Below are 25,231 nucleotides of genomic sequence, written 5' to 3' on the forward strand. Positions count from 1 at the left end.
CCGCTATGATCATTCAGGCGATTGTTTTCCTGCCCCTCATCGGGGCGCTTATTGCCGGCCTTTTGGGCCGGTCCATCGGCCACCGGCCATCTGAGTTCATCACCACCGGCCTGCTGCTCATCGCAGCAGTGCTGAGCTGGTTCGTGTTCATCCCCGTCGCTTTTGGCGATGGCCTTGTCGGCGCCGTGGGCGATGGTCATACGGCCGTGCTCAAGGTCGAAGTCATGCGCTGGATCCAGGTCGGCGACATGGACCTGCGCTGGACCCTGCGTGTCGATACGCTCACCGCCATCATGCTGGTGGTCGTGAACACGGTTTCGGCCCTCGTGCACGTCTACTCGATTGGCTACATGAGCGAGGATCCGCATCGTTCGCGCTTCTTCGCATACCTTTCGCTCTTCACCTTCGCCATGCTCATGCTGGTGACGGCTGACAACTTCCTGCAGATGTTCTTCGGCTGGGAAGGCGTGGGTCTGGCGTCCTACCTGCTGATTGGTTTCTGGTACACCAAGCCCTCGGCAACCGCCGCCGCCATGAAGGCCTTCATCGTCAACCGCGTCGGTGACTTCGGCTTCGCCCTCGGCATCTTCGGTGCCTTCCTGGTGCTCGGTCACATCGATTTCGACGGCGCCTTCCACGCTGCCGACGAATTCGCGACCACCGGCCTGCCGGTCATCAAGTTCCTCTCCTGGAACCTCGATGCCATGACCGTCGTCTGCCTGCTGCTCTTCATGGGCGCCATGGGTAAGTCGGCGCAGTTCCTGCTGCACACCTGGCTTCCGGACGCCATGGAAGGCCCGACCCCCGTGTCGGCGCTCATCCATGCCGCAACCATGGTCACGGCCGGCGTCTTCATGGTCGCCCGTTTCTCGCCGCTGTTCGAGCTTTCGCCTTTCGCCCTCAATGTCGTGATCGTCATCGGCGCCATCACCGCGTTCTTCGCGGCGACCGTCGGCCTCGTCCAGAACGACATCAAGCGCGTCATCGCCTACTCGACCTGTTCGCAGCTCGGCTACATGTTCGTGGCGCTTGGGGCAGGGGCCTATTCGGCCGGTATCTTCCACCTCTTCACCCACGCCTTCTTCAAGGCTCTGTTGTTCCTCGGCGCCGGCGCGGTCATCCACGCCATGCACCATGAGCAGGATATGCGGAACATGGGTGGCCTGCGGAAGAAGATCCCGATCACCTATGCGATGATGCTCATCGGCACCCTCGCTCTCACCGGCGTCGGCATCCCGGGCACCAACTTCGGCTTCGCTGGCTTCTTCTCCAAGGACTCGATCATTGAAGCGGCCTATGCGGTCGGCGGCAATATCGGCAGCTTCGCCTTCTGGCTCCTGGTGATCGCGGCTCTCTTCACGAGCTTCTATTCCTGGCGCCTTGTCCACCTGACCTTCCACGGCACGCCGCGCGAAGCCGCTCACGGCCACGACGATCACGCTCATGACGATCATGCGCACGATGATCACGCCCATGATGACCACGCCCATGATGATCATGGGCACGGCCACGGCCACCACGGCTCGGCCTATGACAACGCCCACGAAGCGCCCAACGTCATGCTGGTACCGCTCTATGTGCTGGCTGTCGGTGCGGTGCTCGCCGGTGTCGTCTTCTACGGCATGTTCTTCCATGACGTTGAGCACATCGAGCACTTCTTCGCCGGTTCGATCTTCATCGACCACGAGATCATCGAGGCAGCGCACCATGTGCCGACCTGGGTGAAGTGGAGCGCCACGGCGTCCATGATCATCGGCTTCGTCGCCGCCTGGTACATGTACATCCGTCGTCCGGATATCCCGGGCAAGCTGGCCGCCACCAATCCGGGGCTCTACCAGTTCCTCTTGAACAAGTGGTACTTCGACGAACTGTACAACACGATCTTCGTGCGCCCCGCGCTCTGGATCGGCCGCGCCATCTGGCATGGGTTCGATGACTGGCTGGTCGACGGCAAGATCGCCGAGGGCCTCGGCCGTCGCGTTCAGAACGTCACCTCCTGGGTTGTGAAACTCCAGTCCGGCTACCTCTATCACTATGCCTTCGCCATGCTGATCGGCATCGCGGCGCTGCTGACCTGGGCCATCGCGGCCGGGGGACTGATCTGATGACCTTCGAGAACTCTATCCTCTCAATCGTGACCTTCTTGCCGCTCCTCGGCGCGGCACTGGTTCTGGTCACGCCCAAGACGGCGCTTAACGCGATCCGCTGGACGGCCCTGGTGACGACCCTCGTCACCCTGGCCCTCTCGCTCTGGATCTGGGCGGCCTTCGATCCGTCCAATCCGGGCTTCCAGTTCGTCGTCAACTATCCCTGGCTGGGCGACAGCATCGGCTATCGCGTCGGCGTCGACGGTATTTCCGTGCTCTTCGTGGTGCTGTCGGCTCTCCTGATGCCGTTCTGTATCCTGGCGAGCTGGGAAGCCATCGACAAGCGCGTCAAGGAATACATGCTGGTCTTCCTGATCCTGGAAGTCCTCATGATCGGCGTGTTCACCACGCTCGATCTCGCCATGTTCTATGTCTTCTTCGAAGGCACCCTGCTGCCGATGTTCCTCATCATCGGTATCTGGGGCGGCAAGCGCCGCATCCAGGCGAGCTACAAGTTCTTCTTCTACACCTTCATCGGTTCCGTCCTGATGCTCCTGGCCATCATGGCCATGTACTGGAACGCCGGCACCACCGACATTTCGCGCCTGCTGACCCACCAGTTCCCGGAAAGCATGCAGATCTGGCTGTGGCTGGCCTTCTTCGCCTCGCTGGCGGTCAAGATGCCGATGTGGCCGTTCCACCGTTGGCTTCCTGAAGCCCACGTGGAAGCGCCGACTGCCGGTTCCGTCATTCTGGCGGCGATCCTGCTAAAGCTTGGCGGCTACGGCTTCCTGCGCTTCAGCCTGCCCATGTTCCCCGATGCTTCGGCCCAGCTCTCGAACTTCGTGTTCCTGCTCTCGGTCGCCGCCATCATCATCACTTCGCTGGTCGCCCTCGTTCAGACCGACATCAAGAAGCTCATCGCTTACTCGTCGGTCGCGCACATGGGCTTCGTCACCATGGGTATCTTCGCGGGCAACGCGCTGGGCATCCAGGGCGCCATGTTCCAGATGATCTCGCATGGTCTGGTCTCCGGTGCGCTCTTCCTTTCGGTTGGCGTCATCTATGACCGCATGCACACCCGCGACATCGAAGCCTATGGCGGCCTTGTCGAGCGTATGCCGCGCTATGCCTTCGCCTTCATGGTCTTCACCATGGCGAACGTCGGCCTTCCGGGTACTTCGGGCTTCGTCGGTGAATTCCTCACCATGCTCGGCGTCTTCCAGGTCAATACCTGGGTCGCGTTCGGCGCCGCCTTCGGCGTGATCTTCTCGGCCGGCTATGCCCTCTGGCTCTATCGCCGCGTCGTCTTCGGGGCACTCACCAAGGAAAGCCTCAAGGGCATTCTCGATCTGAACCTGCGCGAAAAGATCATTCTCTACCCGCTGATCGTCCTGATCATCGTGTTCGGCTTCTACCCGTCGCCGATCCTCGATACGACGGCCGCTTCGGTCAACAATCTGGTGTCGCACTACGCCACCTCGATTGGCCTCGACCCTGCCGTTTCCCTGGCTGATGCCCGGGCCCCCCTCGAATACGCCGCGCCCACGGGCGAGGCCGCGCCGGCCGCAGAACATGCGGCTGAGCCTGCTGCGCACTAGGAGAGCACCGTGAACTCTGACGTTATTGATTTCGCGAGCGTTGCGCCTGCCTATCCCGAACTGCTGATGGCAGTCGGCGCCCTGGTCCTTGTGATCCTGGGCGTCGCCATCAACAAGGAGAAGTCGGCCCTCATCTCCTGGCTCGCCGTCCTGCTGATCGCCGCCACCGGTGTCGTTGCTCTGCTGAACCCCGCCGACGCGGTTCTGTTCAACGGCGTCTTCATCGCCGACGCCTTCGGCCGCTACATGAAGCTGCTGGTTCTCGGCGGCGCTGCGCTCTCGCTCATCCTCGCCATGCCCAATTCCGAGGCAAACGGCGTACACAAGTTCGAATATTCGATCCTCGCCGTCCTCGCGACGCTGGGAATGATGATCATGGTGTCGGCCAACGACCTCATGAGCCTCTATATCGGTCTCGAACTGCAGTCCCTGGCGCTCTACGTCATGGCCGCCATCAAGCGCGACGACAAGCGCGCTTCGGAAGCGGGTCTGAAGTACTTCGTCCTCGGCGCGCTCTCCTCGGGTATGCTGCTCTACGGTGCCTCGCTGGTCTATGGCTTCACCGGCCATACCAACCTCACCGAGATCGTCGGCGCCATCGCCATGGAAGGCCGCTCCATCGGCCTCGTCTTCGGCATGGTGTTCCTGCTTGCCGGTGTTGCCTTCAAGATTTCGGCCGTGCCGTTCCACATGTGGACGCCGGACGTTTATGAAGGCGCTCCGACGCCCGTGACGGCCTTCTTCGCCATGGCTCCCAAGGTGGCCGCTATGTCGCTGATGATCCGTCTGGTCATGGATACCTTCCAGCCGATCTCGCACGATTGGCAGCAGGTCGTGATCTTCCTCTCGATCGCCTCCATGGTCCTCGCCGCCTTCGCGGCCATCGGCCAGCGCTCGCTCAAGCGACTGATCGCGTACTCCTCGATCGGCCACGTCGGCTTTGCTCTCGTCGGCCTCTCCTCCGGCACCCAGGTCGGTGTCGAAGGCGTTGCGATCTACATGGCGATCTACGTCACCATGACCGCCGGCCTCTTCGCCTGCATCCTGTCGCTGCGCACCGAAGAAGGTTACGTCGAGAACATCGAAGACCTCGCTGGCGCTGCCCAGACGCGTCCCTTCGTTGCCGCCATCATGGCGATCCTGATGTTCTCGCTGATCGGCATGCCGCCGCTCGCCGGGTTCTTCGCCAAGTGGCACGTCTTCCTCGCCGCCATCGAAGCCAACCTCTATGTCCTCTCGGTCATCGGCGTTCTGGCGTCGGCCGTGAGCGCGTACTACTACCTGCGCGTCGTCAAGACGATGTACTTCGACGAACCGAAGTCGACCTTCATCGCGGTCCCGAATGAGCTCAACATCATTCTCGCGGTCAGTGCCTTTTTGGTCGTTACGTACTACTTCAGTGTTGGCAGTGTGCTAACCAATTGGGCACACATTGCCGCGGGAAGCCTGTTCTAGGTGGCCGAGTTTTCACTCGGCCCAAAGGCCCGGTCTGCCGGTTATCGGCTGGCCGGGTTCGATGAAATAGGGTCCACCAATTCAGAAGCGCTCGCGGCCGCTGCCGCGGGCGATCAAGGCGGCATCTGGTTCGCCGCTCTCAGGCAGACCGCCGGCCGTGGCCGTCGCGGACGCGCCTGGGAAAGCCCCTCCGGCAACCTCGCCGCCAGCCTCCTCATTGTCCCCGACGCCGATGCCAACGTCTTGGCAACACTGGGCTTTGTCGCCGGCGTCGCCATGCAGAACGCCTTCGCGCGCATCCTGCCCCAAGGCGCCGTCCGCATCGGCATCGATGGCGCCGACGCCATGAACGGCTCCGGCCGCGTCGCGCTAAAATGGCCCAACGACGTCCTCGCCGATGGCGCAAAAGTCGCCGGCATCCTGCTTGAAATGGGCAAGACCGCCGGCGGCCGCCACGCAATCGTCATCGGCATTGGTGTCAATGTCATTGCAGCCCCCACCGGTTTGCCCTATCCCGCTACCAGCCTTAGAGATCTTGGCTACGAGCGCAGCGCAGAAGACGTCTTCGAAGCGCTCTCGGAAGCCTGGGTCGATGCCTTCTCCCTCTGGAACGAAGGCTCTGGAATCACTGAGATTTTGAACCAGTGGCGTGGTTCGGCCGCGGGCATAGGTGCCCCGGTCGCTGTCTCGCAGGACGGTATAGTCCGGCGAGGAATTTTTGAAACCATCGACTCGTCCGGACGACTGGTCATGCGCGACGACGATGGCGCGCGGATCGTGATCACGGCCGGCGATGTGCATTTTGGGGCAACGGCCAGCGCCCGAAGCTGACCACAACATCTGCGCGACGACCAGCGACCAAAGATCGCCAGGCGCCGCGCGCAAAAAGGAAAAAGAAAACCCATGGCTAAGAACCAAAGGGATGAACTCGTCTTTGTGCCCCTCGGGGGCGTCGGCGAGATCGGCATGAATATGGGTGCCTATGGCTTTGGCCCCGAAAAATCCCGCAAATGGATTGTCGTCGATTGCGGCGTCAGCTTCGGTGGACCGGACCTGCCGGGCATCGAACTCATCATGGCAAACCCCGAATTTCTCGAGGAAAATGCCGATGACGTCCTCGCCCTGATCCTCACCCACAGCCACGAAGATCACTATGGCGCCGTGCTCGATCTCTGGCCCGTCTTCGACAAGCCGGTCTATGCGACCCCGTTTACGGCTGCCATGCTGGCAGCCAAGCGGGCAGGGGACGGCATCGTCGAAAACGTCGACGTCCGCATCATGCGCCCCGGCAAGCCGTTCGATATCGGCCCCTTCAAGATCGAAGCGATCAACGTCGCCCACTCGATCCCTGAATCCAACAGCCTGCTCATCACGACCCCCGTTGGCCGCGTGCTGCATACCGGCGACTGGAAGCTCGATCCGACGCCCGTCGTCAGCGCCCCGACCGACGTGGAACGTTTCAAGGCCATCGGCACCGAATCCGATCTGCCGCTGGCGCTGATCTGCGATTCCACCAATGCCCTCAAGGACGGCGAAAGCCCGAGCGAAGCCGAAATCGGCGCCACGCTCGCGGCCCTCATCGCCGAGGCCCCCAATCGCGTCGCTGTCACCACCTTCGCCTCGAACGTCGGCCGCGTCGTCTCCATCGTCCGCGCCGCCCACCAGGCCGGCCGCCAGGTCGTCCTTTCCGGCCGCTCGCTGCACCGCATCATGGGCATCGCCAAGGAACTCGGCATGCTCGAGGGCCTGCCGACCCTGCACGACCAGGACGCCTACAAGACCATCGCGCGCAACAAATGCGTGCTGATCTGCACCGGCAGCCAGGGCGAAGCCCGCGCTGCCATCGCCCGCATTGCCCGCGGCGAGCACCCGGTTATCGATCTCAATGCTGGCGACCGCATGATCTTCTCGTCTTGGGCCATCCCCGGCAATGAGCGCGAAGTCATCGACATCCAGAACCTGCTTATCGACAAGGGCATCGAGGTCATCACCCAGAACGACGCGCTCGTTCACGTCACCGGCCACCCGCGCCGCGACGAACTGCGCCGCCTCTATTCCTGGGTCAAGCCGCAGGTTCTCGTGCCCGTGCACGGCGAAGCGACGCACCTTGCCGCCCACGCCAAACTCGGCCGCGAAGAAGGCATTCCCAATGTCTGCGAAGCGCGCAACGGCGACATGGTCCGGCTCTTCCCCGAACCCATGGCCTATCCCGCCGAAGTGCGCACCGGCGAACTCTATCTCGATGGCCTCGTGCTCTGCACGCCCGAGGAATCAGGTGTAAAGGGTCGCCGCCGCCTCTCCTTTGGCGGCATGATCATCGTCAGCCTCGCGGTCAATTCCAGTGGTCAGGTCGTCTCCGGCCCGGACTATGTCATCGAAGGCCTCCCCGAGACCGAAGACGAGTCGCTTGTGGAACTGGTGGAAGACACCGTCACCAACACCATCAAGAGCCTGCCGCCCAAGCGTCGCACGGATCCCGATGTGTTCTCGTCGGCGCTCTTCAAGGCCATCCGCAACGAAGTGAATGGCTTTTGGGGCCGCAAGCCCAACGTGAACGTCTTCGTACACAGGGTCTGAAGCCATGCAGTGGGGATCGATCGCCGCAGTCTTCTTCGTCGTCTGGTGGCTCTGCTTCGTCGCAGTGCTGCCCATCGGCGCACGGAGCCATCACGAAACAGGCGAAGCGCTCGTGCCGGGCGCCGACCCCGGCTCGCCGGTCGCCCCGCGCATGGGCCGCAAACTTCTTATGGCCACCGGCCTCGCCATTTTCTTCACGGCGCTTTTGTTGTGGGTGCTCACCAACGAAACGCTGATGGCCTACTGGAATCGGTAGGTCGTGCGCTTCGCGGCAGCGAGCAACCGACCTAATGCGATCCCCGTCCCATCGTCATTGCCGGGCTTGTCCCGGCAATCCATCTTGCGACAGCCCGCCATCCCGCGTGTAGAGTGGACCACCGGGACAAGCCCGGTGGTGACGATTGAGGGGCAAGAGACGTCTCAACGCCGAGCGTTAGCTTTTCTTTGCCGCACCGACCGCGTGCACATGCGCCATTTCAAGCGCCGCAGCGACATCGTCCTCGGTCGCCTTCGCCAGCCACATCGTCGTCCAGCCCTGACGACCCCAGCCATTGTCGATCGCCTGAAACACCTCCGGCGCGAGCTGGCATTTGAATTCCTGCTCATCCGGCGTGAATTTTAGGTTTGCGCTCAATCCGTCAGCTGCAAGCGTCGCAAACGTGCGTTTCACCTTGAACGCCGTGCGGTCAAAATGCGGCCCGCTGGTGGCGCCGGGCAGGGCGAGGGCAATTCGTGTGAAACTTTCAGAGTCAGCCATTACGTCTTGATTCCGAAATAAAAAAGCAGGGCACGAAGGCCCTGCTTTATAGTTGAATCGACAATACGTTGGTCTTAGGCTCGCTCTACAGCGTGCGGCCAACGCTCCTCCCTTGACGTTGTCGACCGTTGGCGGTTGGACCGCCTTCGTTTTATTGTGACAGGAACCTAACAACACATTTTCTTCCTGTCACGCAGATTCTGCATAGCTTGCATGCTTGAATCGTATGGACGGTTGGGCTCTGAGTGGGCATCAACAAAAGTCTTGAGTCGAAGCACGAATTTCGGAGTTCCCATGCGCCTTTCCCGCTATTTTCTGCCGGTTCTGCGCGACGTTCCAAAGGAAGCCGAGATCGTCTCGCATCGGCTGATGCTGCGCGCCGGCATGATCCGTCAGCAGGCCTCCGGCCTCTATTCCTGGCTGCCCATGGGCTACAAGGTGCTGATGAAGGTCCAGAAGATCATCGAAGAGGAGCAGAACCGCTCCGGCGCGATCGAGCTTCTAATGCCCACCATCCAGTCCGCCGATCTCTGGCGCGAATCGGGCCGCTACGATGCCTATGGCAAGGAAATGCTGCGCATCGAGGATCGCCACGAGCGCGAATTCCTCTATGGCCCGACCAATGAGGAAATGGTCACCGACATTTTCCGTACCTACGTAAAGTCCTACAAGGACCTGCCGCTGAACCTCTACCACATCCAGTGGAAGTTCCGCGACGAGGTGCGTCCGCGCTTCGGTACCATGCGCAGCCGCGAATTCCTGATGAAGGACGCCTATTCCTTCGATCTGGACAAGGATCGCGCCGTCGCCGCCTACGAACGCATGTTCGTCGCGTATCTGCGCACCTATGCCCGCATGGGCCTCACCGCCATTCCGATGCGCGCCGATACCGGCCCCATCGGCGGCGACCTCAGCCATGAATGGATCATCCTGGCCGACACCGGCGAGAGCCAGGTCTTCTGCCATCGCGACCTGCTGGACAAGCCCATCCCCGGCCAGGACACGGATTTCCGCGGCGACCTCAAGCCGATCTTCAACGATTGGACCTCGCTCTACGCGGCCACCGAGGACATGGTTGACCACGCCGAGTTCGAAGCCTCCGTGCCGGAAGACAAGCGCGTCTCGGCCCGCGGCATCGAAGTCGGCCACATCTTCTATTTCGGCACGAAATATTCCGAGCCTATGAAGGCCTCGGTCACCGGCAATGACGGCAAGGAAACCATCGTCCACATGGGCTCCTACGGCATCGGCCTGACCCGTGTCGTCCCGGCCATCATCGAAGCCAGCCACGACGAAAACGGCATCATCTGGCCGGTTTCCGTCGCGCCCTTCGAAGCGGTGCTGATCAACCTCAAGGCCGGCGATGCCGACACCGATGCCGCGTGCGACAAGCTCTATGCCGAGCTGACCGCAGCAGGTCTCGACATGCTCTATGACGATCGCGATCAGCCCGCCGGCTCCAAGTTCGCCACGGCCGATCTCGTCGGCATCCCGTACCAGATTATCCTTGGGCCACGCGGCCTTAAATCGGGCGAAGTTGAGATCAAACATCGCAAGACTGGCGAGCGCGAGACGCTGCCGCTCGCCAATGCGGTCGAGCGTCTCAAGGGCCTTATCGAACCTCAGCGGATGAACGACATTTGACCCTTAGCGCGCAGCAAGCCCCGGCCGGCCGATCCACTCGGCCGTTCTCCCGGTTTGAGTGGATGATTGCTGGGCGCTATTTGCGCGCGAGGCGGAAGGAGGCGTTCATTTCGGTGATCGCCAGCCTCACCATGGTCGGCGTGGCGATCGGCGTCGCGACGCTGATCGTCGTCATGTCCGTCATGAACGGTTTCCGCGCCGAACTGCTCACGAAAATCCTTGGGCTCAATGGCCACTTCACGGCCTTCCCCATCGAGAGCAAGTTCACCGACTACAAGGACGCCGTGACAACCCTCGAGGAAGTCCAGGGCGTCAAATTCGCCGTCTATTACGTCGAAGGCCAGGTCCTCGCCTCCGGCCGCGGCGGCTCGACCGGCGTGTCCGTGCGCGGCATGGATGCCGAGAATCTCGAAAAGCTCGACCTGCTGTTCAATTCGGCAGAGCAGGGCGGTTTCGATAGCTGGGACGAAAACGACGGGATCGCCATCGGTTACCGATTGGCCCAGACGCTGGGCGTCGGCCTCGGCGATCAGGTGCAGATCATCAATCCCGACAGCGGCGCCATGACGCCCTTCGGCTCGACCCCGCAGATCAAGTCCTACCCGGTCCGCACCATCTTCAATCTGGGCATGGTCGAGTTCGACAGCCTCTTTATGTATATGCCGCTGAAGACGGCGCAGGACTATTTCAAGCTCTACGAAGACGTCCTGAAGCCCGGCCAGCCCCCGCTCGATCCCATGGCCTCGGACGAAGAAATCGACGCCGCCTATGAGCGCATCTATCAGGCGACCGCCGCGGAAATCTTCATCGACAACCCCGACGCCATTCCTCTGATGCGCGAGCGTCTCGCGGCGGCTACCAACATCCGCCCCTTCATCCTCACCGATTGGCAGCAGCGCAACGAGACCTTCTTCTCCGCGCTTCAGGTCGAACGCGTGGTGATGTTCACCATCCTCTCGATGATCGTCCTCGTCGCCGCCTTCAACATCATTTCGAGCCTCGTGATGCTGGTGAAGGACAAGAGCAAGGACATCGCCGTACTCCGCACCATGGGTGCCACCCGCGGCGCCATCATGCGCATTTTCTCGATCACCGGCACGACCATCGGCGTCGTCGGCACGCTGAGCGGCCTCGTTCTCGGCCTCATCGTTGCCGCCAATGCCGAAGCCATCCGCGCGGCCATTTCCAACACGCTTGGCATTGCGCTTTTCCCGCCCGAGGTCTTCTTCCTCTCGGCCCTGCCGAGCAAAACGGACCCAACCGAAGTGACTGTCGTGGTCGTCCTGGCCCTGACCTTGAGCTTCCTCGCCACGCTTTATCCCGCCTGGCGCGCGGCCCAATATGATCCCGTCGAGGCGCTGCGTTATGAGTAATTCCTATCTGCGTCTCTCCGGCGTCCATCGTCACTATGGCGAGGGCGCAACCCAGGTTCGCGTGCTCGACCAAGCTGATCTCGTTGTCGAAAGTGGCGAACTCGTCGCGCTCGTCGCCCCGTCCGGCGCCGGCAAATCGACGCTCCTGCACCTCTGTGGCCTGCTCGAAAGCCCGCAGGCCGGCGAGGTTGAAATCGTCGGCAACAAGACCAGCAAGCTCAGCGATCGCAGCCGCACCCAGCTTCGTCGCAATACGGTGGGCTACGTCTACCAGTTCCACCACCTGTTGCCCGAATTCTCAGCGCTCGAAAACGTAACCATGCCGCAACTGATCGCGGGCAAATCGCCTGCCGACGCAGACAAACGCGCCATGAAACTCCTCGACATTCTCGGCGTCGCTCCCCGCGCTGCTCATCGTCCCGCCGAACTCTCGGGCGGCGAACAACAGCGCGTCGCCATCGCCCGTGCGGCGGCCAACCATCCGCGTGTCATCCTCGCCGATGAGCCCACCGGCAACCTCGATCCGGACACTAGCGACCTGGTCTTCCAGGCCCTGCAAAGTCTTATCCGCACCGAAGGCGCCGCCGCCCTCATCGCGACGCACAATCACGACCTCGCCAAACGCGCCGACCGCATCGTCACCATCAAGGCCGGCAAGGTCGTTCCGCATAGTCTCTGACGCCTTCCCCTCAGGGGAGAGGTCGCCGCGAAGCGGCGGATAGGGTGCCCTCGGCAAGCCTGGCTTCCGCCCCTCCATCACCGCGTCATTCCCGCGAAAGCGGGAATCTCATTGCCCGAAGCAGAGATCCCCACTTTCGTGGGGATGACACCGTGGAGGTGGGGGCTGCAAATCTATCCCTCTTATCCCCGCCCGCAAAACCCGCGCTATTCTCCCTCTCATCCAACCTCGCGTGGACGGTCTGCAGACGACAGTAGCGAGGGGGCCCGGCAGGGGATCGTCTCCCATGCACGTTCGGGGCTGGCCGCTTGCGACGAGCGATCAAAAGTCGCCTTAGTTCCCGCCCGAAAAGAGGGCACCCCGGAGCGGTATGCGCTTCAACTACTAAAAACTTCGAGGCGAATACCGCTCCGGGGTCCGTCCACTGCATCTCCGGAGGTTCCAGGCCATCCGGCGCTTCCGCACGTCCGAATCCTGCACGTCGCGCCGCGCGGCTTCTAACGAATCCCTAACGCGTTAACCCTGTCCCCGCTTTCCCCGATCATCCCACTGGACCAGAACAAAGAGAAAACATATAAGAACATTATAGCAACACGGGAGCTAAAGATGATTGATTTCCTCAAGGACTTCGCCGCCTTCGTGACCCTCGGTGCCTTCACCATCGGTTCGCTCACCTGGATGGACCTGCTCACGCATTTGGGCTGATCGCCTGTGGATTGGGGGCCGGGTGATTTGACCTCTGGCCCCGACAGGCTAAGACTCCTTTCAGGAGACCTATATGCGCGGCCCCGGCTTCATCCACCTACATGTTCACTCGGCGTTCTCGCTCCTCGAAGGGGCGGTCCAGCTTGAGTCGATTCTCAAACTCGCCGCCGCCGACGCTCAGCCGGCGCTTGGCCTGGCCGATACAGCCAATCTATTCGGCGCCCTGGAATTCTCCGAAAAGGCGACGAAGAAGGGTATCCAGCCGCTGATCGGCGTCGAACTCGCCATCGACTTCGCTGCAGCCGAAGAGCGTGTCAGCGAACGTGGCCACGTCGCCTGGAACGGAAAGTCCAGCGTCGTCATGATGGCCCAGTCCGAAGAGGGCTTTGCCAATCTCTCGCGCCTCGTTTCCCGCGCCTATATGCAGGGCGAAAACGGTCTGGCGCGCGCCAAGCTCGATTGGCTGACGCCCGATTCCCTCGCCGGCATGATCTGTCTGTCCGGTGGCCCCGAAGGCGCCATCGACATGCCCTTCGCCCATGGGCAGGACGCCAACGCCATCCGCCGCCTTGACCGCCTCGCCGATCTCTTCGGCGATCGCTTCTATATCGAATTGCAGCGCCATGGCCGCGCGCAGGAAGTCACTGTCGAGCCGCGCCTGATCGACTACGCCTATCGCAAGGGCATCCCGCTGGTCGCCACCAACGAGCCCTTCTTCAAGTCCGCCAAGGAATATGAAGCGCACGACGCGCTGCTCGCCATTGCCGGCAGTTCCGTTCTGGCCCAAACCGAACGTCGAAAGCTCAACGACCAGTACTATTTCAAGACCCGCGCGGAGATGATCGAGCTATTTGCCGATCTCCCCGAAGCGCTCGATTCCACCATCGAGATCGCTCGCCGCGTTGCCTATCGCCCGCGCACCCGCGGTCCCATCCTGCCAAAATTCGCTGCCGGCTCGCACGATACCGAAGAAGCTGTCGTGGCCGCCGAAGCTGCCGCCTTGCGTGAGATTTCGGTTACCGGTCTGAATGCCCGTCTCGCCGCCCATGGCCCGGGCCCGGGCAAGACCGAGCAGGAATATCGCGAGCGTCTCGATTTCGAGTTGGGCGTCATCGAGAAGATGAAGTTTCCCGGCTACTTCCTCATCGTGGCCGACTTTATCCAATGGGCCAAGGCGCAGGGCATTCCGGTCGGACCGGGCCGCGGTTCCGGTGCCGGCTCGCTTGTGGCCTATGCCACCACCATCACCGACCTCGATCCATTGCGCTACAATCTGCTGTTCGAACGCTTCCTCAATCCTGAGCGCGTCTCGATGCCCGACTTCGATATCGACTTCTGCCAGGACCGGCGCGAAGAAGTCATCGAATACGTGCAGAAGAAGTACGGCGCCGAACAGGTTGCCCAGATCATCACCTTCGGTTCGCTCCAGGCGCGCGCCGTGCTGCGCGACGTCGGTCGCGTGCTGCAGATGCCTTATGGTCAGGTCGATCGCATCTGTAAGCTCGTGCCCGCTAACCCGGCCGACCCCTGGACCATTGAGCGCACCATGAACGAGGTGCCGCAGTTCAAGCAGATGGCCGAGGAAGACGAAACCGTCGGCCAGCTCGTTGAAATCGCCAAATCGCTCGAGGGCCTCTTCCGGCACGCGTCCACGCACGCCGCCGGTATCGTCATCGGCGATCGCCCGCTGCAGGAACTGCTGCCGCTCTACCGCGATCCGCGTTCCGAAATGCCGGTGACGCAGTACAACCTGAAATGGGTTGAGCCCGCCGGCCTCGTGAAGTTCGACTTCCTCGGCCTCAAGACGCTGACAACGATTCAGTACGCTGTCGAGATGGTACGCAAGCGTGGCGTCGAGATCGACATCGACACCATCCCTATCGACGACGCGGCCACTTACAATCTTTACGCGCGTGGCGACACCTACGGCATCTTCCAGTTTGAAAGTGGCGGCATGCGCCGGGCCTTGATGGACCTCAAGCCCGACCGCATCGAAGATCTCATCGCTATGAACGCGCTCTATCGGCCTGGTCCGATGGACAATATTCCAAGCTTCATCGATCGTAAGCATGGCCGCGAGGAGGTGGAATATCCCCACCCCAAGCTGAGCGAAGTGCTCGACGAGACCTATGGCATCATCGTGTATCAGGAGCAGGTGATGCAGATCGCCCAGCTTCTGTCGGGCTATTCGCTCGGCGAAGCCGACATGCTCCGCCGCGCCATGGGTAAGAAGATCAAGGCGGAGATGGACAATCAGCGCGTGCGCTTCCGCGAGGGTTCCGGCCCTCAAGGGGTTAGCGAAGCGCTGGCCGATCAGATTTTCGACCTGCTGGCCAAGTTCGCCAACTACGGCTTCAACAAGAGCCACGCCGCCGCCTACGCCTGGGTGTCCTACCAGACGGCCTATCTCAAGCAGCATTTCCCGCACGAATTCTATGCCGCCTCGATGACGCTCGATATGGCGCAGACCGACAAGCTGTCGGATTTCCGCCGCGAGGCCGGGAAGAAGAAGATCGAGGTCGTTCCGCCCTGCGTGAATGCCTCGGAAGTCGTGTTCTCGGTGAAGAATGACCGCATCCACTACGGCCTCTCCGCCGTGAAGGGCGTCGGTCGCGCCGTTGCCGAGCACATCGTCGAGGTCCGTGGCGACAAGCCGTTCAAGGACCTGGGCGACTTTGCCCGCCGCGTTGATCCCAAGGCGATCAACAAGCGTACGCTTGAAACCCTCGTCAATGCCGGCGCCTTCGACTCGCTGGTCGAGCGTCGCGAAATCGCCTTCGCTGCCATGGACCAGGTTGTGGGCACCGCCCAGGCCCTGACCACGGAGCGCAACGAAGGCCAGTGGAACATGTTCGCCTCGAGTGAACCTGAACCGTTCCGCCTGCCCACCGGCGTCCCTGCCTGGAATTCCACCGAGCGGGCCGACCGTGAACTCTCGGCCATCGGCTTCCACCTCTCGGCCCATCCGCTCGATGCTTATTCCGACCTCTTTGAGCGCCTTCGCGTCCAGCGCTGGAGCGATTTCGAGCGCGCAGTGAAGGATGGCGCCTCCGCCGGACGCATGGCCGGGACCATCTCATCGCGTAACGACAGGCGAACGCGTAAAGGCACGCCGATGATGATCCTGAGCCTCTCGGATCAGAGCGGCACCTTTGAAGTCATCGCTTTTTCCGAGCAGATCACCCAGTTCGGCGCTATCCTGCAGCCTGGCAATTCGGTGATCCTCGAAGTCGGTGCCCAAGAGCGCGCGGAAGGCATCAGTCTCATGCTCAACGGCGCCAAGCCCATAGAAGGCCTGGCAGAAAGCATCGACCGACGCCTTACAATTTTCACCGCGAACGAGAAGGCCCTCGGCCCCGTCAGTGCGCAGCTGAAGCGTGGCGGCAATGGCACGGTGAGCTTCGTGGTGATCCGCGACGCCGGCGCTCGCGAATATGAAATCGAACTCCCCGGCAAGTATTCCGTCAGCGCCGAAGTCGCCGGCGGCATCAAGGCGCTCGATGGGATCACCGACGTCCGGTTCAATTAGGGTAGGGGCCAGACAAGCGCAGAGGAGGTGAGCGCAAAGCTCTTCCTCCTCCGCTCAGGGGCTTTCACCCTGTAGCCCCACGTCTGGGCGCGGGTCCATGTGGGAGCAACGAGTAATCCACGGATCGGTTCGTTGACGATCCCGTGAGTGACTTTGGCGGGTTGCGCTCGGGTAAGACTTCGCTTATATCGCCCACGCGTCCAGCAGTTTGGCTGGCGCGATCTCACACACGAAGCAGGCCCTCCGTTTGGAGTGCCATCCGGTGGCGGGCAACCGTCGCAAGGCTTCGTGGAGGCATCAACCGGTAAAGGAATACCAAATGGCTCTGCCAGAATTCTCCATGCGCCAGCTCCTCGAAGCAGGCGTGCACTTCGGCCACCAGAAGCACCGCTGGAACCCGAAGATGGAACGCTTCATTTTCGGCGTTCGCAATGACATTCACATTCTCGACCTGTCGCAGACCGTGCCGGCCCTGAGCCGCGCCCTGCAGCTCGTGTCCGACACCGTCGCCGATGGCGGCCGCGTTCTCTTCGTCGGCACCAAGCGCCAGGCTGCCCCGCTCGTTGCTGAAGCTGCCAAGCAGTCCGCCCAGTACTACGTCAACTCCCGCTGGCTCGGCGGCACGCTGACCAACTGGCAGACGATCTCGAACTCCATCTCGCGTCTGCGCGAACTGGAATCGATGAGCGAAGAAGACCTGAACCTGCGCACCAAGAAAGAGCGCCTGATGATGTCCCGCGAGCAGGAGCGTCTTGAGCGCGACCTCGGCGGCATTAAGGACATGGGCAACGTTCCCTCGCTCCTCTTCGTGATCGACACCAACAAGGAAGCCAACGCCATCAAGGAAGCCCGTCGCCTGGGCATCCCGGTCGTTGCTATCGTCGACACCAATTGCGATCCGGACGTGGTCGACTACGCCATCCCGGGCAATGACGACGCCAGCCGCGCTCTCGAACTCTATGTGTCGCTGATCTCGCGCGCTGCCCTCGACGGTATCGGTCGCTCTTCGAGCGCTCTCGGCCAGGATCTCGGCGCTTCTTCGGAAGCTCCGGCTGAAGATCTTCCGGGCGAAGGCGCAGCTGTCAACTAAGTCCGGTATGTCCGGAATCGTTTGAACGAAACTATGCGGCCCCAGACTGGGGCCGCCGAAAGGTGAACCCATGGAAATCACTGCTGCACTGGTTAAGCAGCTCCGCGACTCGACCGGCGTCGGGATGATGGACTGCAAGAAGGCCCTGGCCGAAACCAATGGCGACATGGAAGCTGCCGTCGATTGGCTGCGCACCCGTGGCCTCGCCAAGGCCGCCAAGAAGGCTGACCGCGTCGCCGCTGAAGGTCTGGTCGGCGTTGCAACCTCCGGCACCAAGGCTGCTGTCGTCGAAGTCAACTCCGAAACCGACTTCGTTGCCCGCAACGAGCAGTTCCAGAACATCGTTGGCTCGATTGCCAAGCTCGCTCTCGACGCTGATGGCGATGTCGCCAAGCTCGGCGAAATGCCGTTCCCCGGCGCTGGTCACTCGGTCCAGGCCGAACTGACCGAAGCCATCGCCAAGATCGGCGAAAACATGAACCTGCGCCGCACGCTGACCGTTTCGGTCGCCGATGGCGTGGTGGAAAGCTACGTGCACAACGCCGTCAAGGCTGGCCTGGGCAAGATCGGTATTCTGGTCGCCCTCGAGTCCACCGGCGACAAGGCTGCCCTGTCGGCTCTCGGCAAGCAGCTTGCAATGCACATCGCTGCCACCAACCCGCTGGCGATCGACTCCAGCGAGCTGGATCAGGACGTCGTGGCTCGTGAACGCGCCATCATCCTCGAGCAGGTCAAGGAATCGGGCAAGCCCGCCGACATCGCCGAGAAGATGGTCGAAGGCCGCCTGCGCAAGTACTACGAGGAAGTCACTCTCCTCGCTCAGACCTTCGTGATCGACGGTGAGACCAAGGTCGCCGACGCCATCAAGAAGGCCGAGAAGGACGTTGGCGCCCCGATCAAGCTGACCAAGTTCGTGCGCTATGCGCTCGGCGAAGGCATTGAAAAGGTCGAAACCGACTTCGCAGCCGAAGTCGCCGCGACCGCAGGCGTCAAGGCCTGATGACTTTTGGACGGGCCTCAATGGCCCGTCCATCGCTCTCCAGTGCGGCTGGATCGAGCTTCATAAGTTTTACATTTACTTCCTGCGTGGCTTAGCCTTCAGCTTGTGGCAGTTTTGCCCTAGTGTCCCGAAGGTCTTGCAGAGTCGCGAGCCCGCAGTCTCACATGAGGTCTTCCGATGGCGTCGAGCTACAAGCGCATTCTGCTCAAGGTTTCGGGCGAGGCGCTGGCGGGAGATAACTCCTTCGGCATCGAGCCGCCCTTTCTCCAGGCCGTAGCCAAGCAGATCGCCGATGCGGCGCGCTCCGGCATCCAGGTTGCCATCGTCGTTGGCGGCGGCAATATCTTCCGCGGCATGGCCGGCGCTGCCGACGGCACCGATCGCGTCACTGCCGACCTGATGGGCATGCTGGGCACCATGATCAATGCCCTCGCCCTTTCCAACGCCATTACCCGCCAGGGCGTGAAGTCAAAACCCTTCAGCGCCGCGACCATGCCGTCCGTGGCTGATACCTTCACCGCGCGCGATGCCAAGCAGGCGCTTGAAGAGGGTTTCGTGGTCGTCCTCGGTGGTGGCACCGGCAATCCGTTCTTCACGACCGATACCGCTGCTACGCTCCGTGCTATCGAGCTTGAATGCGACGTCGTGCTCAAGGGGACCAAGGTCGACGGCGTCTATTCCGATGACCCGAAGAAGAACCCCGATGCCGTCCGCTATTCGCAGATTGGTTATGACGAAGTCATCGCCCGGAATTTGAAGGTGATGGATACGGCTGCATTCGCGCTTGCCCGCGACAGCCACATGCCCATTATTGTATATGCTCTCGATGAGCCTGCTGGCCTTTCCGGCATCCTGGAAGGCAAGGGCCTGTCTACTCGAGTTGGCGACCCGATTTAGGGCAGGGCGGTTTTCGCCCATTGCACCTTCCCGGTGCGAGTTTAATAGAGAAGCGCGCCCCATGCTGGCAGCGCCAAATGACTGGAAGGACCACGGCAATGGCCTATGATCTCACCGACATCAAGAACCGCATGCAGAAGTCGATCGGCTCGCTCAAGGACGAACTGGTGGGCCTGCGCACCGGCCGCGCCAGCGCCAGCCTGCTGGAGCCTGTGACGGTTGAAGCCTATGGTTCGCGCACGCCGCTTAGCCAGCTCGCTACCGTGACCGTTCCGGAGCCGCGCATGCTCTCCGTGCAGGTCTGGGACCGCGGCTTGGCCAACGCTGTTGAAAAGGCCATCCGCGACAGCGGCCTCGGCCTTAACCCGATGGGCGAAGGCCAGGTCATCCGCGTTCCGCTCCCGGAACTCAACGAGCAGCGCCGCAAGGAACTCGCCAAGGTTGCTCACACCTATGCCGAACAGGCCCGCGTCGCTGTGCGCCATATTCGTCGCGATGGCATGGACGCCTTGAAAAAGGCGGAGAAGGACGGCGACATGAGCCAGGACGACGCCAAGAAGCAGACCGAGCTCGTGCAGAAGGCTACCGACGACGCCGTCAAGGAGATCGATGCGATCGTGGCGGCCAAGGAACAGGAAATCATGCAGGTCTAAAGACCTGCATGGAACGCCGCCGGGAGGGGCGTTGATGGCAAGCGAGACCGCCGCAAAAATGAGCCCGGACCTCGGTTCGGGCCTCCGTATTCCGGTTCACCTGGGTGTGATCATGGATGGCAATGGCCGTTGGGCCAAGGCCAGGGGCAAGCGCCGTACCGAGGGGCATATTGAGGGCGTGCACGCGCTCCGTAACCTCGTGCAGTCCTGCATCAAGCACGGCGTCGGCTATCTGACGGTCTTCAGCTTTTCGTCCGAGAACTGGACGCGCCCGGCGGAAGAAGTCTCCTTCATCTTCGGGCTTTTGCGGCGCTTTGTGGCCTCTGATCTGCAGCGGCTCATTCGCAACAATGTTCGCATTCGCATCATTGGTACGCGGGCAGGTCTCGAACCATCTCTCGTTCGTCTTATCGAGGACGTGGAAGCCAAGACGGCATCCAATACGGGCCTTGTCCTCGTCGTCGCCTTCAACTACGGCGGTCGAGCCGAAATCACCGATGCCGTCCGTAGCCTGGCGAGGGATGCTGCGGAAGGCCGCATTGATCCTGCCGATATCGATGAGGCGGCGATTTCGCGCGCGCTCTATACCGTCGACTTGCCGGATCCCGACATCATCATCCGGACGAGCGGCGAACAGCGCCTTTCCAACTTCCTGCTTTGGCAATCGGCCTATGCCGAACTCGTCTTCGTGCCGGAAAACTGGCCGGACTTCGACGAGGCAAGTTTCCTCCGCGTTCTTGAAGCCTATTCCCTGCGTGATCGGCGTTTTGGCGGTCTGGGGGCGACCGGGAGTTGATGGAGCCAGGCGCACCTTCACCCAAGCCTCCTGAACCCCAACGTCGCAATTGGGCAGATGTCGGCCCACGTTTCGCGTCGGCCATGGTGCTGATCGCCGTTACAGCGACCGCACTCTATCTTGGCAGCTACTTTTTCTCGGGCGTGGTGGGGGCAGTCTATGCGGGCGCCTATCGCGAATGGGAGACAATGGTTTCGCGGGCGCCGCTGACCATGCCGGGCATGGCACTGATCGGGCTGGTTGGTCTCTCCGGGCTGATTTTTCCGTTGCTGGGCGTTTGGGGGCTCGTTGGAGCCATCGCGCTTGCCTGCGTGGTTGCTGCCTTCATGGGACGCGAACTTTTCTTCTGGCGGGCCGCCGGTCTCGTCCTGTTCGGCGTGTTGATTCTGTCGGCCGTGCTGATGCGTGGCGACGGCGTGGCGGGCATTTGGGCAGGCATATTCCTTGGCACTGTCGTCTGGATGACGGATTCCGCGGCTTTCTTCACTGGTCGCCAGATTGGCGGCGAGAAACTGGTTCCGAGCATTTCGCCCTCAAAGACATGGTCAGGCGCTCTAGGCGGCCTTGCTCTTGGCTCCGGGGCGGGCTTGCTGGTCTGGATCGTCCTGACCGATTCCCCCTGGTGGATAGGTCTGTTGATCTCGTTGTCGATCAGCATTCTCGGCCAGCTGGGTGACCTCAGCGAAAGTGCCGTGAAACGGCATTTCCGGATCAAGGACAGCGGCGACATTATCCCCGGCCATGGCGGCTTGATGGATCGGCTTGATAGCCTCACATTCGGCATCATTCTGGTCTTGATCGTCGGCGCATTGCACGGCGGCATCGGCTCGGTGGCCGAGGGACTGCTCTATTGGTGATCACCGCCCAGGTGGCGCTGCTGCCTCAGATCGGGAATGACGATGTTTGAATTTGTGGCCTGGCTTCTGTCCTACGTCATTCCGTTTCTGGCCGTTTTGACCGTCATCGTCTTCGTCCACGAAATGGGGCACTACCTTGTCGCGCGCTGGAACGGGGTCGCCATTCAGGCCTTCTCCATCGGCTTTGGCCGCGAACTCATCGGCTGGAACGATCGCCACGGCACGCGCTGGAAGATTTCGGCGATTCCCCTTGGTGGCTATGTCCGGTTCGCCGGCGACATGAATGCGTCAAGCATGCCGGACCCCAATGCAGCAGAGCTTCGGGACCCGGAGCTGGCGCCGCGGCTGTTCGTCAATAAATCCGTCTGGCAGCGCATCGCCATCGTGGCGGCAGGCCCGATTGCCAACGTCCTTCTGACATTCCTGATTCTCTACGCCCTACTGCTCGGCTACGGACGCGAAACCGTGCCTGCCGTCATCGGCGAGGTTGTCTCGGGCTCTGTCGCCGAAGCCGCCGGCTTTGAGCCCGGCGACACGATTCTATCCGTCGACGGCTATGTCGTTCGTGGTTTCGAGGATTTCCAGCGCTACGTCGCTACCAGCCCGGCCCGTGAGGTGGTGATCGAAATCGAGCGCGGCGGGTCGAAGGACACGCTTCGGCTCGTGCCTGAGCCGGTGGTGATTCAGGATCGCTTCGGCAATGACCAACGCATCGGCCGGATAGGCGTCGCTCGAAATATTGAAGCAGCCGATATCCAGCTTTATCGCCCCGGACCCGTCGAGGCGATTGGCATGACATTCGAGGAAATCCGTTTCATCGTGCAGCGCACGGCCGCATTCCTGGGCGATTTTTTCGTCGGTCGGGGGGATGTCCAGCAGCTGAGCGGACCGGTGAAGGTCGCCAAGGTTTCGGGTGAAGTGGCTACGCTGGGCGTCATCGCCCTTATCAACCTGATGGCGCTTCTGTCTCTGAACATTGGGATATTCAATCTTTTACCTGTTCCCATGCTCGACGGCGGCCATCTCTTGTACTATCTCATCGAGGCCGTTCGCGGACGCCCTCTCAGCATGCGCGTGCAAGAGATAGGATTTCGCTTCGGCTTCGCCCTGGTGCTGGCCTTGATGGTTTTTACCCTGTTCAACGACACGGTTTTCGACCATTTTGGCATCTTGCGCTAAACCTTGGTTAACCTTGGTTCGCAAGGTGTTGCACGAATACACGCGCGCCAATGAATTGCTAACTGCGTCCGGGCTTACCGCTTGTCCGTGGTTAAAAAAACAGTAAAACACTCCAATGGAGTTAGCTTGGGGGGGCGGCGTATGACGATTCTCCGGGCAGGTCGCAGAAGGCAATAACAATATGATTAACCCCAAGCTGTTGCGTGGCGCTGTCTCGGTGATCGCGATTATGGGTGCGAGCCCAATGGTCGGTGCCGGGATCCCCGTGCTGGGCGTCGTCGCTGCGCAAGCTCAGGAGCAGTTGGTCGGTTCGGTCCTGTTTGAAGGTAACCGGCGCTTCTCCGACGCGCAGCTCCTTGCAATGGTCGATGTCTCTGCCTCCGGCATCTATACCTCGCAGCGCGTTGCGGCTGACGTCGAAAGCATTCGTCAGGCCTATGATCGCGACGGCTTCCTCGGCGTGACGGTGACGTCGCGTACGGAGCCGACTGCTGATGGTCGCGTTCGCGTGGTCTTCCAGGTCAATGAAGGTGAACGCGCGGGCATCGCAGCGGTCAACTTCACCGGTAACAATGCAATCAGCAGCGGCAACCTCAAGGGTGCCATGCTCACCAAGGAAACCGGCATTCTGAGCTGGCTCCTTCGTGATGATACCTATGATGAGCAGAAGCTGGCGGTCGATCGCGAGCGTCTCCGTCTCTACTACGCGAATCGCGGCTATCCCGACGCGCAGGTGACCTCGGTTGCCGAGTATGATGCTGCGCGTAACGCGTACTTCATCAACTTCACGGTTAACGAAGGCCAGCGCTACCAGTTTGGTAACGTCGGTATCGAAACCAGCATCAACGGCCTGAACACCGATGTGCTGCGCTCGACCGTCCAGACCGGCAAGGGTGCTCAGTACTCCGTCTCGAACCTGCAGGAAACCATCGAGGACATGGCTTACGAAGCCACGACTCAGGGCTATTCCTTCGCGGACGTTCGTGCCCGCCTTGATCGCGACGTTGCCACCGGCACCTTCAACGTGACCTACCTGGTCGACGAAGGCGCGCGCATCTATGTTGAACGCATCAACATCACCGGCAATACCAAGACGCGCGACTTCGTTGTTCGCCGCGAACTGGCCTTTGGTGAAGGCGATCCGTTCAACCGCTCCATGGTCATCCGTGGTCGCGAAGCCATCCAGAACCTCGGATTCTTCTCCAAGGTTGAAGTCACGACCGCGCCGGGCTCTTCGCCTGACAAGGTGGTTCTCAATATCAACGTGACCGAAACCTCGACGGGCGAATATGGCGCCAGCGCCGGCTATTCGACCAGCGACGGCATCCTGGGCGAAGTTTCGCTGACCGAGCGCAATTTCCTTGGTCGTGGTCAGTACCTGCGTGCCGCTATCGGCGCATCGCAGTCGGGCCGTACCTTCGACTTCTCCTTCACCGAGCCGCGTTTCATGGGGCTTAAGGTGTCGGCTGGCTTTGACGCCTATCACCGTATTTCGGACGAGACGACGGCTAGCTTCTACGGTTCGCAGTCGACTGGTGGCCAGGTGCGTTTCGGCGTGCCGATCACCAGTGCACTCAATGCGACGCTTTTCGGCGGTTACGAGCGTAAGGTCATCTCCGACGTCAAGGACAACCCGGCCTATAAGTCGGCCCTGGTCAATGATGCTCAGGAATTCAACAAGGCCTTTATTGGCTATACGTTGACCTGGAACGGCCTTGACGACGTCAAGGACCCGACCGAAGGGCTCTACGCAACCTTCACCCAGCAGTATATTGGCTGGGACCACAACCTGCTGAAGACCGAAGCACGCGGCCGTTACTTCTTGCCGGTTCTCGACGATAGCGGCATCGTTGCCAGCGTTCGTGGCCAGGCCGGTGTGGTCAACAGCCTCAACGGTGGCTCTGTTCATGCTGTTGAAGCGTTCATGCCGGGTTCAAGCATTATTCGTGGTTTCGAAGGCCGCGGCGTTGGCCCGCGTTTGGCAGCAAACGCATCGGGTAACAGCGAATATCTCGGCGCGACCATGTACGCGGCCGTTTCTGCCGAAATCGAGTTCCCCATTCCGGCTCTTCCCGAGAGCTACGGTCTGAGCGGTGCGCTTTGGGCTGACGCTGCCTGGATTGACGGTCTGCCGGGCACTGGTTCCGGCACTCTAGATCCGCTGAGCCAGGATGTGCCGCTTCGTACCTCCATCGGTGCATCGCTTATTTGGGACTCGCCGTTCGGCCCGCTGCGCGGCGACGTCTCGCACGTGCTCAACAAATCGACGGCAGACCGTACCCAGGTCTTCCAGATCACGCTTCAGACCTTGCTCTAGTACGGGCAACGTGAAAGAAGTCATCAAGCCGCGGG

At 61.4% G+C, this 25,231-nt stretch carries 19 protein-coding genes; 18 read left to right on the top strand and 1 reads right to left on the bottom strand.

The genetic code is table 11. From position 1 onward, the window contains the following. The first annotated feature begins 5 nt into the window (after positions 1 to 5). The 6 genes from nuoL (at position 6) to ACSQ2A_RS06425 (ending at position 7,976) form a co-directional block, all read left to right on the top strand. Entirely contained in the window at positions 6 to 2,105 is a 2,100-nt protein-coding gene (gene nuoL, locus ACSQ2A_RS06400) for an NADH-quinone oxidoreductase subunit L (RefSeq protein WP_436071511.1), read from the top strand. Further along, entirely contained in the window at positions 2,105 to 3,688 is a 1,584-nt protein-coding gene (locus ACSQ2A_RS06405; protein WP_436071512.1) for an NADH-quinone oxidoreductase subunit M, read from the top strand. Before nuoL ends, ACSQ2A_RS06405 begins: the two co-directional genes overlap by 1 nt. A 9-nt stretch (positions 3,689 to 3,697) precedes the next feature. Next, the gene (gene nuoN, locus ACSQ2A_RS06410; RefSeq protein WP_436071513.1) at positions 3,698 to 5,143 is read left to right on the top strand and encodes an NADH-quinone oxidoreductase subunit NuoN; all 1,446 of its coding nucleotides are present in this window, start codon (positions 3,698 to 3,700) and stop codon (positions 5,141 to 5,143) included. Continuing rightward, on the top strand, positions 5,144 to 5,974 hold the full coding sequence (locus ACSQ2A_RS06415; protein WP_436071514.1) for a biotin--[acetyl-CoA-carboxylase] ligase: 831 nt from the start codon (positions 5,144 to 5,146) through the stop codon (positions 5,972 to 5,974). 72 nt (positions 5,975 to 6,046) lie between these two features. Next, complete coding sequence (locus ACSQ2A_RS06420) at positions 6,047 to 7,720, top strand: ribonuclease J (RefSeq protein ID WP_436071515.1); 1,674 nt, start codon at positions 6,047 to 6,049, stop codon at positions 7,718 to 7,720. Positions 7,721 to 7,724: 4 nt separating this feature from the next. After that, positions 7,725 to 7,976 (top strand): DUF1467 family protein, encoded by a 252-nt coding sequence (locus ACSQ2A_RS06425; protein WP_436071516.1) that lies wholly within the window; start codon positions 7,725 to 7,727, stop codon positions 7,974 to 7,976. Between the two features lie 177 nt (positions 7,977 to 8,153). On the opposite strand, the gene ACSQ2A_RS06430 is transcribed toward ACSQ2A_RS06425, so the two are convergent. Next, on the bottom strand, positions 8,154 to 8,477 hold the full coding sequence (locus ACSQ2A_RS06430) for an MmcQ/YjbR family DNA-binding protein (RefSeq protein WP_436071517.1): 324 nt from the start codon (positions 8,475 to 8,477) through the stop codon (positions 8,154 to 8,156). 294 nt (positions 8,478 to 8,771) lie between these two features. Here ACSQ2A_RS06430 and proS point away from each other — a divergent pair, with 294 nt between their 5' ends. The 12 genes from proS to bamA all read left to right on the top strand — a co-directional run bounded on the left by proS (position 8,772) and on the right by bamA (position 25,196). After that, entirely contained in the window at positions 8,772 to 10,121 is a 1,350-nt protein-coding gene (gene proS, locus ACSQ2A_RS06435; RefSeq protein WP_436071518.1) for a proline--tRNA ligase, read from the top strand. Between the two features lie 62 nt (positions 10,122 to 10,183). Then, on the top strand, positions 10,184 to 11,494 hold the full coding sequence (locus ACSQ2A_RS06440) for an ABC transporter permease (protein ID WP_436071519.1): 1,311 nt from the start codon (positions 10,184 to 10,186) through the stop codon (positions 11,492 to 11,494). Beyond that, a complete protein-coding gene (locus ACSQ2A_RS06445; protein WP_436071520.1) occupies positions 11,487 to 12,173 on the top strand; it encodes an ABC transporter ATP-binding protein in 687 nt (228 codons plus the stop codon). Before ACSQ2A_RS06440 ends, ACSQ2A_RS06445 begins: the two co-directional genes overlap by 8 nt. A 778-nt stretch (positions 12,174 to 12,951) precedes the next feature. After that, a complete protein-coding gene (dnaE, locus tag ACSQ2A_RS06450) occupies positions 12,952 to 16,407 on the top strand; it encodes a DNA polymerase III subunit alpha (protein WP_436071521.1) in 3,456 nt (1,151 codons plus the stop codon). Between the two features lie 319 nt (positions 16,408 to 16,726). Next, on the top strand, positions 16,727 to 17,497 hold the full coding sequence (gene rpsB / locus ACSQ2A_RS06455) for a 30S ribosomal protein S2 (RefSeq protein WP_295412067.1): 771 nt from the start codon (positions 16,727 to 16,729) through the stop codon (positions 17,495 to 17,497). Between the two features lie 70 nt (positions 17,498 to 17,567). After that, a complete protein-coding gene (gene tsf / locus ACSQ2A_RS06460) occupies positions 17,568 to 18,497 on the top strand; it encodes a translation elongation factor Ts (protein WP_436071522.1) in 930 nt (309 codons plus the stop codon). Positions 18,498 to 18,674: 177 nt separating this feature from the next. Continuing rightward, entirely contained in the window at positions 18,675 to 19,394 is a 720-nt protein-coding gene (pyrH, locus tag ACSQ2A_RS06465) for a UMP kinase (protein ID WP_295412065.1), read from the top strand. Between the two features lie 98 nt (positions 19,395 to 19,492). After that, positions 19,493 to 20,047: a ribosome recycling factor gene (gene frr, locus ACSQ2A_RS06470; protein ID WP_353921745.1), complete on the top strand. Its 555-nt coding sequence runs from the start codon at positions 19,493 to 19,495 to the stop codon at positions 20,045 to 20,047. Positions 20,048 to 20,081: 34 nt separating this feature from the next. After that, positions 20,082 to 20,843, top strand: a complete 762-nt coding sequence (locus ACSQ2A_RS06475; RefSeq protein ID WP_436071523.1) for an isoprenyl transferase — start codon at positions 20,082 to 20,084, stop codon at positions 20,841 to 20,843. Then, entirely contained in the window at positions 20,843 to 21,700 is an 858-nt protein-coding gene (locus tag ACSQ2A_RS06480; RefSeq protein WP_436071524.1) for a phosphatidate cytidylyltransferase, read from the top strand. Before ACSQ2A_RS06475 ends, ACSQ2A_RS06480 begins: the two co-directional genes overlap by 1 nt. Positions 21,701 to 21,742: 42 nt before the next feature. Then, on the top strand, positions 21,743 to 22,879 hold the full coding sequence (gene rseP, locus ACSQ2A_RS06485; RefSeq protein WP_436071525.1) for an RIP metalloprotease RseP: 1,137 nt from the start codon (positions 21,743 to 21,745) through the stop codon (positions 22,877 to 22,879). Positions 22,880 to 23,060: 181 nt separating this feature from the next. Next, on the top strand, positions 23,061 to 25,196 hold the full coding sequence (gene bamA, locus ACSQ2A_RS06490) for an outer membrane protein assembly factor BamA (RefSeq protein WP_436071526.1): 2,136 nt from the start codon (positions 23,061 to 23,063) through the stop codon (positions 25,194 to 25,196). Positions 25,197 to 25,231 lie beyond the last annotated feature (35 nt).

The organism is Devosia sp. LjRoot3 (genome assembly GCF_964252865.1).
In the GTDB taxonomy this organism is placed as follows: domain Bacteria; phylum Pseudomonadota; class Alphaproteobacteria; order Rhizobiales; family Devosiaceae; genus Devosia.